The sequence below is a fragment of the Pseudoalteromonas atlantica genome, from assembly GCA_007988745.1.
Taxonomy (GTDB): domain Bacteria; phylum Pseudomonadota; class Gammaproteobacteria; order Enterobacterales; family Alteromonadaceae; genus Pseudoalteromonas; species Pseudoalteromonas atlantica.
Genome location: BJUT01000032.1, coordinates 1 through 14356, shown reverse-complemented (window position 1 = coordinate 14356; position 14356 = coordinate 1). Strand labels below are relative to the sequence as shown.

The 14356-nt window shown below is 39.8% G+C and carries 15 protein-coding genes; 8 read left to right on the top strand and 7 right to left on the bottom strand.

Annotated features, from left to right (window positions below):
• Positions 1 to 1569: an anthranilate synthase component 1 gene (locus PAT01_RS13155; RefSeq protein WP_055255700.1), complete on the bottom strand. Its 1569-nt coding sequence runs from the start codon at positions 1567 to 1569 to the stop codon at positions 1 to 3.
• A 449-nt stretch (positions 1570 to 2018) separates the two neighbouring features.
• On the opposite strand from PAT01_RS13155, the gene rnm reads away from it, so the two are divergent.
• From rnm to PAT01_RS13130, 5 genes are all read left to right on the top strand, one after another.
• On the top strand, positions 2019 to 2828 hold the full coding sequence (rnm, locus tag PAT01_RS13150; RefSeq protein WP_154945606.1) for an RNase RNM: 810 nt from the start codon (positions 2019 to 2021) through the stop codon (positions 2826 to 2828).
• A gap of 41 nt (positions 2829 to 2869) precedes the next feature.
• Positions 2870 to 3490, top strand: coding sequence for an L-threonylcarbamoyladenylate synthase (locus tag PAT01_RS13145; RefSeq protein WP_004586789.1), 621 nt, complete (start codon positions 2870 to 2872; stop codon positions 3488 to 3490).
• Between the two features lie 5 nt (positions 3491 to 3495).
• A complete protein-coding gene (locus PAT01_RS13140) occupies positions 3496 to 4335 on the top strand; it encodes a segregation and condensation protein A (protein WP_154945605.1) in 840 nt (279 codons plus the stop codon).
• 118 nt (positions 4336 to 4453) lie between these two features.
• Entirely contained in the window at positions 4454 to 5002 is a 549-nt protein-coding gene (locus PAT01_RS13135) for a cytochrome b (protein WP_154945604.1), read from the top strand.
• Position 5003: 1 nt separating this feature from the next.
• The gene (locus tag PAT01_RS13130; RefSeq protein WP_154945603.1) at positions 5004 to 5579 is read left to right on the top strand and encodes a YceI family protein; all 576 of its coding nucleotides are present in this window, start codon (positions 5004 to 5006) and stop codon (positions 5577 to 5579) included.
• Positions 5580 to 5608: 29 nt separating this feature from the next.
• Here PAT01_RS13130 and PAT01_RS13125 read toward each other — a convergent pair whose 3' ends face one another.
• Together PAT01_RS13125 and PAT01_RS20095 are read right to left on the bottom strand one after the other, a co-directional pair.
• Positions 5609 to 6469, bottom strand: a complete 861-nt coding sequence (locus tag PAT01_RS13125) for a transporter substrate-binding domain-containing protein (RefSeq protein WP_029772692.1) — start codon at positions 6467 to 6469, stop codon at positions 5609 to 5611.
• 131 nt (positions 6470 to 6600) lie between these two features.
• Positions 6601 to 6768: a hypothetical protein gene (locus PAT01_RS20095; RefSeq protein ID WP_024033460.1), complete on the bottom strand. Its 168-nt coding sequence runs from the start codon at positions 6766 to 6768 to the stop codon at positions 6601 to 6603.
• A 370-nt stretch (positions 6769 to 7138) separates the two neighbouring features.
• Here PAT01_RS20095 and PAT01_RS13120 point away from each other — a divergent pair, with 370 nt between their 5' ends.
• On the top strand, positions 7139 to 7684 hold the full coding sequence (locus PAT01_RS13120) for a dienelactone hydrolase family protein (protein ID WP_154945602.1): 546 nt from the start codon (positions 7139 to 7141) through the stop codon (positions 7682 to 7684).
• On the opposite strand, the gene PAT01_RS13115 is transcribed toward PAT01_RS13120, so the two are convergent.
• Complete coding sequence (locus PAT01_RS13115) at positions 7681 to 8484, bottom strand: M61 family metallopeptidase (protein WP_138576808.1); 804 nt, start codon at positions 8482 to 8484, stop codon at positions 7681 to 7683. The two genes, PAT01_RS13120 and PAT01_RS13115, sit on opposite strands and share 4 nt — an antisense overlap.
• A gap of 167 nt (positions 8485 to 8651) precedes the next feature.
• Here PAT01_RS13115 and icd point away from each other — a divergent pair, with 167 nt between their 5' ends.
• A complete protein-coding gene (icd, locus tag PAT01_RS13110) occupies positions 8652 to 9902 on the top strand; it encodes an NADP-dependent isocitrate dehydrogenase (RefSeq protein WP_138576806.1) in 1251 nt (416 codons plus the stop codon).
• Between the two features lie 12 nt (positions 9903 to 9914).
• On the opposite strand, the gene PAT01_RS13105 is transcribed toward icd, so the two are convergent.
• The 3 genes from PAT01_RS13105 to PAT01_RS13090 form a co-directional block, all read right to left on the bottom strand.
• Positions 9915 to 10346 (bottom strand): hypothetical protein, encoded by a 432-nt coding sequence (locus PAT01_RS13105; RefSeq protein WP_004586781.1) that lies wholly within the window; start codon positions 10344 to 10346, stop codon positions 9915 to 9917.
• Between the two features lie 597 nt (positions 10347 to 10943).
• Positions 10944 to 11246 (bottom strand): hypothetical protein, encoded by a 303-nt coding sequence (locus PAT01_RS13095; protein ID WP_055255712.1) that lies wholly within the window; start codon positions 11244 to 11246, stop codon positions 10944 to 10946.
• A 196-nt stretch (positions 11247 to 11442) separates the two neighbouring features.
• Entirely contained in the window at positions 11443 to 12390 is a 948-nt protein-coding gene (locus tag PAT01_RS13090) for a LysR family transcriptional regulator (protein WP_138576804.1), read from the bottom strand.
• Positions 12391 to 12507: 117 nt separating this feature from the next.
• On the opposite strand from PAT01_RS13090, the gene aceK reads away from it, so the two are divergent.
• The gene (aceK, locus tag PAT01_RS13085) at positions 12508 to 14283 is read left to right on the top strand and encodes a bifunctional isocitrate dehydrogenase kinase/phosphatase (RefSeq protein WP_138576802.1); all 1776 of its coding nucleotides are present in this window, start codon (positions 12508 to 12510) and stop codon (positions 14281 to 14283) included.
• Positions 14284 to 14356 lie beyond the last annotated feature (73 nt).

The window sequence follows — 14356 nt, the reverse complement described above, 5'->3', positions numbered from 1 at the left end:
TTATACCGCCTCATAAGTCGATTTTATGGCGGTGATCACCGCTTGGGCTTTAGCGCGGGTTTCGTTAGCTTCGGCTTGCGGATCAGAATCGTAAACGACACCTGCACCTGCTTGCACATACGCGGTATTATTTTTAACAAACGCTGAGCGAATAACAATGCAGCTATCCATTGCACCATCGCCTGTTAAATAGCCTACTGCGCCACCGTAGCTGCCACGGCGTTTGCCTTCGGTTTGACGTACAAGTTCGGCTGCGCGTACTTTAGGAGCGCCTACTAGCGTGCCCATGTTCATACACGCTTGGTAAGCGTGCAGTGCATCAAGCTCAGGCTTTAATGTGCCCACCACGCGAGAAACCAAGTGCATTACTTGCGAGTAGCGGTCTACTTTTAAAAGCTCTTTTGCATGGCGCGTGCCGGCTACACTGATGCGTGCCACATCGTTACGAGCTAAATCAACGAGCATTAAATGCTCAGCACGCTCTTTTTGATCGTTTCTTAGTTCAAGCTCTATACGGCTGTCTAAATCTGGGTTGATTGTGCCATTGGCAAATTTTCCACGTGGGCGAGTACCGGCAATAGGGTAAACTTCAACTTGTTTGCTTTGTACTTCGTATTTAAGTGCAGACTCAGGTGAGGCGCCAAATAAAGCAAATTCTTCATCGCGCATATAAAACATATAAGGGCTTGGGTTTTGCTTTTTAAGCTGGCTATATGCGTGCAACGAATCAGGGCAGGGCAGTGAAAACGTACGCGAAGGCACAACCTGAAAAATATCACCATCAACGATGTTCTTTTTAAGCTTAACCACTTGCTCGCAGTAAGTTTCATCGCTTATATCAACACTTACATCGCAGGTGCCAGTTTGCATAGGCGCACTAAACTCTTCTGCTTTGTCGCATAGGGCATTTAATCGTTCTAGCTCTTTACCTACCTCAAAACAATTAGCGTGTACGTCTGGGCCATTAAACACATTACCAATAAGCTCGGTAGTTTGTTTTTGATGGTCGATAACCACTAAGGTTTCGGCTAAGTAAAATACGTAGTCTGGGCAGGTGTTTTCGCCATCGGGTACGTCGCTTAGCTGCTCAAAATTAGCCACCATGTCATAGGCAAATACACCGCCTAAAAATACCGAGAACGGGTTTTCGGTGGTGCTTTTGATACTGTTTATGCAGGTACGTAGTGCGCTAAATGCATTATCGGCAACCAGCTTGCTTGCCTCGTCAATGTCATTAGAGCCGCCTTTATAAACAAGGGTTAGGCTTGTGTCGGTTAAGGTTGCATCGCAGCTTTGAACATTGGCTCTTAAATACGGCAGTAACTGTTTACCGTTATTAGATTGTGCGCTTACCGTGACGGTTTTACCTTGGCAAACAATGCGCAGCGCGCAGTCAACTAAAATTAAGCTTTTAACACTGTCTTTAGAATCAATCTCGGCTGATTCAAGCAGTAGCGAATTAGGCTTATCAAGTGCTGCATAAAGTGCAAGTGGGCTACTAATGTAGTCGCGCACTTGCGTTATGCTAGTAACTTCGCCTGGTGTGGTAGTTATATGACTAAAAATCAAACCTCATTCCCTCAAAAAATAAAACCCCGCAATGCTTTTGCAATGCGGGGTTTGAATAACGATATCTAAATTACAAACAGATCATTACCGTCCCGCTATATCAGGCGCCACCACCAACGATGTGTAAGAGTAAGACCGTTATTCATGTTTTTTTGCCTCAAAATAAAAAATTAAATACGTAAAATTTAGTTATAAAAAAACCCGCATAGTTGCGGGTTTTGAATATTTGCTAGACACGACAATTCATCACCCAAAAATTATGAGTGCCACCACCAAATAGTGTGTTGAATTGAATTGATCATTTTTATTAATTCTTAATGTGTCTTAAAGTGGCTACAGTAAAACGTATTTAGCGCTTTTGTGTCAAGTGTTTATTTAAAACAATTTAGTCAAAAAAGTTGTTATACTTATATAAACATCTATTACCCTTAAATTTAAGCAGTTTTCTTTTGATAAAATACGATTTACACAGCCATACAACGCATTCAGACGGACATTTAACAGTTGAGCAATTATTAAACCGTGCCGTAGAAAAAAACATTGATGTGTTTGCGATAACCGATCACGACACTGTGGCTGCTATTACGCCGGCAAAAGCGTTTATCGAAACAGAAAACCTACCGCTTAAGCTTATATCTGGCGTAGAAATTTCTACCAAGTGGGAAAGCTTTGAAATACATATTGTTGGGCTAAATATTGATATAAATAACAATGCCCTTACATCATTGTTATCGGCGCAGCAGCAAAAGCGTGACGAACGCGCCATTGAAATTGGCAAAAGGCTGGCAAAAAACGGTTTTGATGGCATTTACGAACAAGCCAAGGCGCTGGCAGAAAACGCCCAAATAACACGCGCTCATTTTGCGCGTGCATTGATTGAAAGAGGCGTAGCTAAAAATTTTCCTGGGGTATTTAAAAAATACTTAGGGCGCAGCAAAACAGGTTATGTTCCAAGCAATTGGTGTGATATGCAAACAGCCATTAGCGCCATTCATGCTGCGGGCGGGGTTGCAGTACTTGCACACCCAGGGCGTTATCAAATGTCTAATAAATGGTTACGTAAGTTACTTGTGCAATACAAAATTGACGGGGGCGATGCCATGGAAGTTGCGCAGCCGCAGCAAGCGCCTACTGAACGCCAATTTTTAGGGCAATTGAGCCAAGAGTACGGTTTACTGTGCTCGCAAGGTTCTGACTTTCATTTTCCAACTAGTTATTTAGAGCTAGGTAAAAACTTATACTTACCCAAAGACTGCTAAGGGGTTTGGCAAGTGTGGGAAGGGCAAGAAGGAGCATTATCATGAGTCAATTAATTCATATTCACCCAGCAAACCCACAGCCACGACTTATTAGCCAAGCGGTTGATATTATTAAACAGGGCGGGGTTGTTGTATACCCAACAGATTCGGGCTACGCGATAGGGTGTAACCTCGGTAATAAGCAAGCAAAAGAGCGCATTGAGCGTATTCGTGGAATAGAAAAACACCATAACTTTACGCTGGTATGCCGTGATTTATCTGAGCTGGCAACTTATGCCCGTGTAGATAACCAAATGTTTAGGCTTATTAAAAATAATACGCCAGGGCCATACACCTTTATTTTTAAAGGCACAAAAGAGGTGCCAAAGCGTTTATTAAACGATAAGAAAAAAACCATTGGTATGCGCGTTATAGAGCATCCAATTGCATGTGCATTACTTGCAGAGCTTGGGGAGCCGTTAATGTCGTGTTCGTTAATTTTACCTGGAGAAGAGTTCACAGAATCAGACCCAGATGAAATTTTAACGCGTTTAGATAAACACGTAGATTTAATTATTGACGGCGGACACCTTGCAGAGCAAGCAACCACGGTTATTGACCTATCAGAAGACGACATTCACATTTTGCGTGTAGGGTGTGGCGATACCAGCCCGTTTGAGTAACCTTGGTGAGTGATTCAACACAGGGCGAAAAAAATACTCAGAGTGAGCCAGTGAAGCAAAAGCTGCCACTGGCTTTTTTGCATGGCAAAGCCGTTGTAGATAAACCTGAAGATTTATACATTCCGCCCGATGCACTTGAAATTATTTTGGAAACCTTTGAAGGACCGCTTGATTTACTGCTGTATTTAATAAAAAAGCACAAGTTAGATGTGCTCGAACTCTCTATTTTTAGCATTACTGAGCAATATGTCAGTTATGTAGAAATGATGAGTGAGTTTCAGTTAGAACTTGCCGGTGAGTACTTAGTAATGGCAGCGTTATTGGCACAAATAAAATCGCGTCTGTTATTGCCTGTGCACGAGGAGCTCGAAGAAGAGGAAGACCCCCGCGCCGAACTGATCAAGCGTTTACAAGAATACGAGCAGTTTAAAAAAGCAGCCGAAAATATAGATGCCATCCCCCGTGTAGGCCGTGATATTTTTGTCGCACATGCAACTATTCCGGTTATTGAAAATACCGCTCAAAACCTGCCAGAGCTTGAGTTAAAAGATTTAATGTTAGCTCTGAGCGACGTGATGGCGCGCGCCAAAACATTTGAGCATCACCAAGTAACAGCAGAAATCCTCTCTACCCGTGAGCGGATGAGCCAAATTTTAGCCCAGCTGAGTAACGCAAAAAAAGCGCTGCCGTTTAACGATTTATTCACCCTTAGTGAAGGGCGAAGCGGTGTAGTGGTTAGCTTTATTGCTATGCTTGAGCTTATAAAAGAAGGCTTAATTAGCTGTTTGCAAGTCTCACCTGATAGCCTAATTTACATAAACCTTACTGACACACCAAATAGCTAATTAGTAAAACTGTAGCTCAAGTTGTATGTGCGTATATGCACAGATGCTGTTTGTATACGCTATTTTAGTTTTTCTTCACCCTCTATATTCTTAAATTATTGAATTTAGAGGAACCCACATGTTTAAAAATACGCCCACATCTTATGGCCTTATTGCCATTACTTTACACTGGTTGATGGCTTTTATCGTGTTTGGTTTATTTGGCTTGGGCTTATACATGGTTGAGCTAACCTATTACGACAGCTGGTATAAAGGCTCACTGGATTTACATAAAAGTATCGGTATAACGCTCGCCGCAGTGCTTATTTTTAGAATTTTGTGGCGCGTATCCAGCCCGAAACCTCGCCCCCTTAGTCAAAATAAAACAGTAAACCACATTGCACATACCGCGCATATTGTTATGTACCTAATTTTAGCAGTCATTGTGGTGGCGGGTTATTTGATTTCTACCGCTGATAGCAGAGCAATCGCCGTTTTTTCGATATTTAATGTACCTGCTTTGGATTATAACTTTGATGGACAAGCCGATATTGCCGGAAAAATTCATTACTACGGTGCGTGTACATTAATTGGCTTGGCTGTTTTGCATGCACTGGGGGCATTAAAGCACCACTTTATTGATAAAGATAAAACCTTAACAAGAATGATCAAACCAAAGGAATACTAACATGAAAAAACGACTAGTAACTGCAGCTCTATCGGGTGTAATGATGTTATCGGCCACTGCAAATGCAGCAGATTATGTAATTGATACGCAAGGGGCGCATGCATTTGTTACCTTTAAAATTAAGCATTTAGGCTACAGCTGGCTGCACGGGCGATTTAACCGTTTTGATGGCAGCTTCAGTTACGACGCTAAAGCGCAAACAGGATCTAATATTTTAGTAAATATAGATACAGCAAGTTTAGACTCTAACCATGCTGAGCGTGATAAACACTTACGCGGTAAAGACTTTTTAAATGTAGATAAATACCCAACAGCAACATTTAAAAGCACCAATGTGAAATTTACCGATGATGATACAGCCACTGTAACGGGCGACTTTACTTTACATGGCGTAACTAAACGCATTACGTTTGAAATGGATAAAGTAGGTGAAGGGCAAGACCCTTGGGGTGGCTACCGTGCTGGTTTTGAGGGCGAAACCAGTTTAAAACTCACCGATTACGGTATTGATTATAATTTAGGCCCGGCGTCTACCCATGTTGATATTGGGCTGTCTATTGAAGGTGTGCGTAAATAATAAAGCGTAGATTAAATTAAAACGCCACTTTAGTTAGTGGCGTTTTTGTTTTTTGTAGCGTGAATTCTTGATTCTAATAAGGGTTTTAAATGTGGGGGCAACCAGCGTAACATTACTTGGTGGTATTGCTCGGTTTGCTTAATTTTTTTTAATTGCTCATCTAATAGTTGAATATTTTTAGCACCTTGTTCATTTTTAGTGCAGCCAATATAGCCATAACTTAACGGTGGCGCTTCAACAATCGCTCGCTGAGTTAGGTTTTCTTCAAAGTACATAGATTTAGCTAAGTAATGGTGCTCACTTGGGTAACCTAATAAAATATCTAAGCGCTTTAAATTAAGCATATAGGTAAGGCTGGCTAAACTATTTCGCGTTGGGCGAATAACAATATCAACATCGGGGGTGTTATTTATTACGCTGTCGAGTTGCTCGCCGTATGAGCGGTTCATAGATACACCTAATGTGAGCTTTTTTTCTGCTAGTAAATCCTGCAACGACACCGGCTCTGAGTTAGGCACTTCTAGTGAATGCGCCAAACCTTTATGCATAGCAATGGAAGGTGAAAGGCCCGTGGTTGAGCTTTGCTCGCTAAAGTGAATAAACTTTTCTCTAAATGCATTTTTATAAAGTGATAGGGCACAATGTGTGGCTGATTTATTGGCTAGTTCTTGCGTTACTTTGCCAGAGGGGATAACAAGGCGATTAAACGTGATGTGCTCAAGTTGTTGCTCGAGTAAGGTTATAACGCTTTCATCACGCCCCTGGTGTTGGTATTTTCCATTTAAAATGTAATAGGGCGCAAAGTCGTGCGTTAGCCAGTTAATCGTGTGGGCGTAACTGACTGAAGAAATGCTTAAATATAAGGTGATACACAAAAATGCACGGAGCATTACTACAACTACCTAAAACAATGAAAGTATCGCTATTGTAGTCAATTAAGTGCAACAAAGTAAAATGCCAGCTACAAAGCTGGCACATTTTATTAACATTAACTGCTTAAGCAGTTAATTGCTCGCAATGATTAGTTGGCTTTTAACCATTTTACAAATTCGCGCGCTTCGCTTGCTTTTTGAAACATTGCGTTTTTCAAACCTTGTGTATCACTAAAAATAACACGTTGTTTGTTTACAGAAATTGATTGCACCGGATGGGCAATTTGGATCATAGATCCATTGTATTTATAAGACATAATAAAACTCACTTTATTCTTGTTATTTACTCTGCGCTATTTTTTATAGCCAAATGCAGTTAATAAATTAACGATGTTGTGTTTAGCTTCATTACAGTGTTGACGATCTTTATGACACTTTTGCGATGATATTAAAAAAATCATCAAGGTATTAATAGGGGTTCTCGCCGTACAATAACTTAGCTTTAAAATATACGTTTTGCGGGGCTTACTGGATCAGGGTAAAAAGGTTAACCGCGGTGGTTTTTTAAGACCAGAGAAGAAAGGTAACCTAAATAAAAAATGTGTGCAAGCTATTTATTTAAAAATTATTTATACTTAATTTTATCAACTGCTTAAACGCATGGATTTTAACCCTAAAAAGGTAAGTATGAATTACATAATAGTCAGCGATATTTATGGTTTAACAGCACCTTTAATGAGGTTGTTAGATATTATGCAAGCCAATACAGAGGTTATAGACCCCTACAAAGGAGAACTGCAACCCATTGATAGTGAAAAGTATTATTATAATAAATTTATAAATGACTGTGGCCATGACAATTACGTAGTTAAGCTCTTAAATGTATTTAATAACCTTACAGAGCCAACAGCCTGTATAGGGTTTAGTGCAGGCGCAAGTGCCGCGTGGCGCGCACAGTTATTAACAGGCAATCCACACCTAAAAAAGCTGATTGGCTTTTACCCTTCACAAATTAGAAATCATTTAGATATTGCGGCAAAAGTACCTTGTACGTTTATTTTTCCACATACCGAAGTGCATTTTAATGTAGATGAAGTGATAAGTACTTTAGATAGTAAAAGCCAAGTTACGTGTAACAAAACACCGTTTTTACATGGTTTTATGAATACTTACTCTACTAATTACAATGTAAAAGCATATGATGAGTATTGCGCACTTATTAAAAGCACTTAAAGTGTATTTAACTGCGTTTTAGTAATAACAGGAAAGTCGGTACGCGTATTATATTGCGCGTACAAGGTAGTAAAAATACTACTGCGTGAGAGCTTATCTAGCTCTTTTATGAGCGTTTTAGCACTTGTGCGCGCAGCTCTGCAGCATAGTTGGTATTGTTTTATTATAGCGGCAACGCTTTTACCTTGTTTTTGAAGGGCTAAATCGGCTTCTACAAAAAATGCTGCCCCTGTCCAATAAACCCGCTGTTGTGCACGTTGCTTCCACATATCACTTGAAAGTTTATTAAGTGGCTGTTGCTTTGTTTTAGTTTGTAAGCGTGCTCGCTCAAACCCTGCGTTTAGGCGCTGAACAAATTGCGCTTGGCTAATGACACCGCTGTTGCGCATTATTACGTTTTGCATGTAACTGGCAAACCCCTCGCTTAACCAAAAGCCAGAGTAAGGCAGTAGTGGCAAATATAAATGAGAAAGCTCATGGTAAAGCGTCCAATCTTTTGTAAATGCATTTAAACTTGCGTAGCGGTCAATATGCAGCTCTAACCCATCGGGGTTATTTCGTTTTACGCTAGCCCATGGCACGGGTTCAAAAGCAAAATATTGTGGCTTTAAATAAATTGGGAGGGTGCTTTGTTGTAATGGGCCTAAGGTATTTTGTGTTTTTTTAAGGCTTTGATTTACCCAAGTAGCTACCGTTTTTTGACCCTTAGTAGTCAGTGCGTCTAAATTATGAATAACTACATCAACAGCTAAGGCTTTTAAGGAGCACATTAATAGCAATAACAGCCAAAATAACTTCATTTATACCTCCTAAATACGCGCTTAATACTTGACCCACTATTTACGTAATTAAGCACATGTTATTCGTTATTTTTTTAACTAATATCAATTATAAAAAGCAAATTGCATACATGCTCAATCAAGCATGATTTAATCAGGTAACACTATTTTTAGTATAGGTATTAACCATGGCTTATCAGCATATTAAAATCCCTGAGCTCGGACAAAATATTACTATTGATGCTAAAGGCCAATGGCATGTGCCTGTAAACCCTATTATTGCTTATATTAATGGTGACGGGGTTGGGCAAGAGGTCACACCGGCCATGCAGCATGTGGTGAATAATGCCATTACACACTGTTATGCAAAGGAGCGAAAAATTCACTGGATGCAAGTATATAACGGCGAGCAAGCAGCAAAGTTATATGATGGCGATTGGTTCCCAGAGGAGACGATTAACGCAGTACGTGCGTGCAAAATAGCAATTAAAGGGCCGCTAACTACACCTCTTGGCGGCGGTTTTCGCTCATTAAATGTGGCGCTAAGGCACGAAATGGATTTATTTGTAAATATGCGCACTGTTAAAGGGTTAAGTGCGTTGCCATCGCCGTTAAAAAATCCATTTTTAACTAATATAACAGTGCTGCGTGATAGCAGCGAAGATGTATATTCAGGAATAGAGTGGCAAGCTGGCAGCGTAGAGAGCGAGAAAATGCTCGACTTTTTATGTGAAGAAATGGGAGTAACGCGCCTAAGGTTTTCTCAAGAGTGTGGCATAGGTATAAAAAATATATCTAAAGAAGGCTCCGAGCGCCTAGTACGCTATGCAATTAATTACGCCCTTAAAAATAACAGCGAATCGTTAACGCTTGTGCATAAAGGAAATGTACTTAAATTTACCGATGGTGCCTTTAAACGTTGGGGGTTTGCCTTAGCCCAAAATGAGTTTAACGCTACCCCACACGAAAACGGGCGCTGGCTTGAAATAGCACGCGCTAATAAATCGCCTTTAATTATTAAAGAAGTGATAGCCGATAACATGCTGCAACAATGTTTAATGAACCCAGAGCAATTTGATGTGGTAGCAACCACAAACCAAAATGGCGATTTTTTAGCAGATATGCTCAGCGCACAAGTTGGCGGAGTGGGCATTATGCCGGCTGCTAATTTAAATAACGATGTGGCATTTTTTGAACCAACTCATGGTACGTTTGAGAGAATAGCAGGGCAAAACAAAGCAAATCCAAGTAGCAGTATTTTAAGTGCCGTTTTAATGCTTAAGTTTATGGGCTGGGATGAGGCAGCAACGCTGATTGAACAAGCGCTCGAACAAGCACTCAAAAGCAGTAATGTAACCTTTGATTTAGCGCAAAATATTAATAACTCGACAACCCTAAGCTGCAGTGATTTTGCACAAAAGGTTATCGAGTATTTTTAAGCAACTCCATTATTAGGCCGCTGTGGCTGTTTTTGCCTTGTGTACACATGGGCGATTAGTAAGCTGTGCAGCGCGGTGGTAAATATCGTGTGCATTAGGTTCATCGCACTGAGTACCGCTAAGCGTATCCATTAATGCAACTACAATAATAGCCGGTACTTGGCAGCAGTATTCATCAAGTACTGCCTCGGTTGTTTGTGCATCTACATGGCAAAGCGGGTGGTTTTTACGCTGATACGCATGCAGTAGTGTATCTACTTCTAAAATGTCATCTGGTTGGTGCTTTGTTTTACGGCACTTACAACCAAACTCATCAACCAAGGTAGCAAGTGCTTGGTATGTCTCAGCGGCATTGGTTTTAGTGCATAACTGCTGGGTAATAAACTGATGTAAATTAGCGTCAATAAATAACCCGTCTTGTTGTGTGAAGCTTGATGTTGTCATAATCATTACTCTTAGTTTGTTGGCTTAACTTCACTTTAGCGCTAAGTGTATTATTAATGAAATTGTTGTTTTCAATAACTGATATTGATTTTATCAATAGTAAATAGCAACTAACCAAAAACCACCTAGCATGCTTATTTAAAGTGGTGCAAAAACCTATAAAAATGCACAAAACTGGGACACACTAAATAATAATTAAAAGCATAACTTAGTTAGGTGATTGATTTTAAATCTGTTTTATTTTTGTGGTGGGTTGGCATCAAGGTTGCTAAATATAAAGGGTAGGGTTCACTCCTATTTCTACGATTTCAAAAGCGCCGTGGTATTTTCCCAAAGTTGAATACCATGGCGCTTTTTTATTTTTAAAAGAGCAATGCGCATATAATAGTTGTGATAAAAACGACAAAATAAAGTTTATGATGCCAGTTTTTCTTATAATTTTTACGATACTGTTTGATCATAATATCAACATCTTCTTTAGAAAAAACATGTTCACACCGATAGCACACGTGCATTCCCTTTTTAATAAATGCGCCACATTTTATACATCTATAAATATAGCTAAGGCGGCTTTCGCATAGGTAAGGATATTCTTTTTTATTTTTCATAATTGTTATTTTTGAGCGCTTTTTTTTGTTTTACTATCGTTTCTATACCGTGCGCGACGGTTATACACCCTAAGCCTATTGCACCAAAAATAAAAAAATAGAATTTTTTAGGGCTCGATTCGATAGAAGCAATTACCCGTTCCCCTCCTTTATTATGTATAACGCCATCATTATAAGTAAAGTAGCTCCATAGAATGAAAAACAAGCCTAGTAAAATAGTTACGTATGCTTTGGCTTCTTTCTTTGAGTTTTGCTCTGTTATTTCTAATTGCTTTATAACCTTAGGATCCACTCTCTTTGGGTTGTTTAGCTCTTCTATTAGACGTTTGTATCTTTGCGGGTATTTGTTTGCATCAATAGTTTCAAGTGCTTCATGTAATTCTTTAAGTGAATAATTAGAGTAATCAATGTTGATAGTGATTTTCCTTAAATCTTTTTTAATACATTTTGAGCTGTAATCAGAATTTTAAATTAAAGAAAATTACTAATTACCTATCAGCAATTGTTTTAGCAAACTCAAGCAACTCACGGCGTAACCACTGGTGTGCGGGAGCATGCTGAAGCAGCGGGCTCCATATCATTTTTACCTCAATAGGAACTATTTGAAACGGTACTGGGCTAATGACTAAATCGGTATGTGTGGTTAATAATTTAGCCTGCCTGCGCGGTAAAGTAGCAATAAGTTGCTCTGATTGGCATAGCAAACTTGCAATCATGTAGTGGCGTGTAAACACCCGTATTTTACGCGTTTGTTCTAGCTGCCAAAGTGCTTCATCTACCCAACCTAGTTTTTGCTTGCCTGACTTATTGGTAACGGCGGCTTCTGGCCCCCAGCCTGCACGGTTTACCCAAACATGTTCTTTTTGCAGGTAATCATCAAGGCTTGAATGCTGTAAAAAGGTATTTTTAGGGTGGGTTAAACAGCAGTAATTATCGCGCCAAACACTGGCTTGATGAAACGAGCGAGGCAAGCCATTAAAACGGTTTATGGCTAAATCAATAGTGCCTTTTTCCATATCTTGCAGGTTTACATCGCTTGGACTCAGTACATCAAAATTAACCCCCGGGTTTTTAGTTAACTGCTCAGTAATAAAGGGGGCAATTAAGGTCGACTCTATGTAGTCGTTTGCCATTATTCTAAAAGTCACCTCTGCCGTTGCTGGGTTAAATTGCTCACTGGGCTGAGTAATCGCCTCTGCCATTTTTAAAAGAGACTCTATTTCAGGCTTTAAGCTAAGTGCTTTGCTGGTGGGGGTCATAGAGCCTGCGGCACGCACAAGTAGTGGGTCGTCAAATAAGTCACGTAATCGTTTAAGTGCGTTACTCATGGCAGGTTGTGTTAGTGCGAGTTTATTAGCCGCTTTTGAAACACTTTTTTCATCAATGAGCACATTTAAGTACACTAATAAGTTGAGATCGACGTTACGTATATTCATATGATCAATTTTATTTATATGCTTTATTAATTACCTAAATTAAAGCCTGCTTGCTAAGGTGTAAACAATTAATAAAAAATAACCGCTATAAGTGGTAAAAATAAAAGTGTTGTAACCATGTCAAAATCGTTAACTAATCAAACCAATAATGCGCTACAGCAAGTTATTGCTACTAAGTTGGCCCGCGCTGTTTTTGCAGGCTTTGAAGCAATGTTTGCGCAGTTTTTAAATATTACCCTAGGTGCGCAAAGCCGGTTTGAACAACAAAAATATCACGATGTGCAAACTGCCATGCGCGAACGCTTACAAGTGTACGAACGGGAAGTAAAAAATGTCAGTGAGGCTGTGAGAGTAATTGCTTACGCTGAACTGAGTTGCCCGCAAACATGGCAGCTAGCTAAAAATATATACGGCGATATGGTGCAAAATCATGAAAACAAACCCATAGCACATACCTTTTTTAATTCTACCTTTGGTGCAATTTGGGACGATAAAAAAATTCGTACCGTACATTTGTTTGTATTAAAAGCAAAATACAGAAGCGAGCCGCGTTCGTATGAAAATTTAGTAAGGCGAATATCGTTTAAAGATGGGTTTAACCACGCTGTAAAAACGCTCATTACCCGCCAAGCATTTAGAGTGCCTTTTAGTCAATTAAATGCCGATTTACAGGCATTGCAAGCAACGTTAATGGCCGGTGCAAAGCAGCAATGCAAACAAGTGTATGAGCTTATAAATTTAAACGACGGGTTTATAGAATACGCAAATTCATTATTTTTTAGAAACAAAGCCTGTTACTTAATAGGGCGCTGTATCGCTAAAAATGGCGATAATATGCCTTTTGCTATCGCCATATTAAATACTAATAAAGGGTTAAAGCTTGATGCCGTAATGATGGGCGCCGATCAGTTAAGTTTGCTGTTTGGTTTTGCTCGTACCTATTTTATGGTTGATACCGATCAACCCGCGCGCTATGTAGATTACTTAAGCGTGCTGATGCCACATAAAAAACGCTTTGAGTTATTTAACGCCATTGGCTTTATTAAGCACGCTAAAACAGAGTTTTATCGTTACAAAGTTGATACCACTAAAAATAGCCCTAATAATTTTAAATACGTGACAGCCCCAGGTACTCCCGGCATGGTTATGCTGGTATTTACCATTGAAGGGCTAGACTACGTTTATAAAGTAATAAAAGATAAATTTAGTGCACCAAAAACAGCCACCAAAGCGCAAGTAAAAGCCAAATACAACTTTGTAAAGCAAGCCGACCGCGTAGGGCGCTTAGTAGATACACACGAATTTAGGTATTTAGCGTTCGACCTCAGCCGCTTTAGCGACGAGTTACTTAAGCAAATGAAGGCACAAATTGGCAGCAGCATGGTTATATCGGGTAAGGCGCTTATTTTAAAGCATGTGTATGTTGAGCGAAAAATGACGCCGCTTAATTTATACATTAATCACTGCTCTAACAAAGCATTACAACAGGTTATGACCGATTACGGTAAAGCGATTAAAGACTTAGCCGGCGCAAATATATTCCCAGGCGATATGCTAATGAAAAACTTTGGCGTAACCCGTTGGGGGCGCGTTGTTTTTTACGACTTTGATGAAATTTGCCCATTGACTGATTGCCACTTTAGAGATGTACCTAGCGCACAAAACGACCTAGAGGAGCTAAGCGCCAACAGTTATTTTGATATAGCAGAAAACGATATTTTCCCCAGTCAGTTTAAGGTGTTTTTTAGCGCAAACGAAACGGCATTTAACTATTTTAACTGCGAACATAACGATCTGTTTTTAGCTGATTTTTGGCAAGCTTGCCAACAACAAATTAAATCAGGCTTTTTACCTGACGTATACCCGTATAAACAAAGCTGGCGGTTTAAATAAAAATAACTAACCCCATGTCTAGCTAGGGCCTGTTTATCTTTTGAGGTTAAATTTGCAGCCGTCTGTTTGGTAA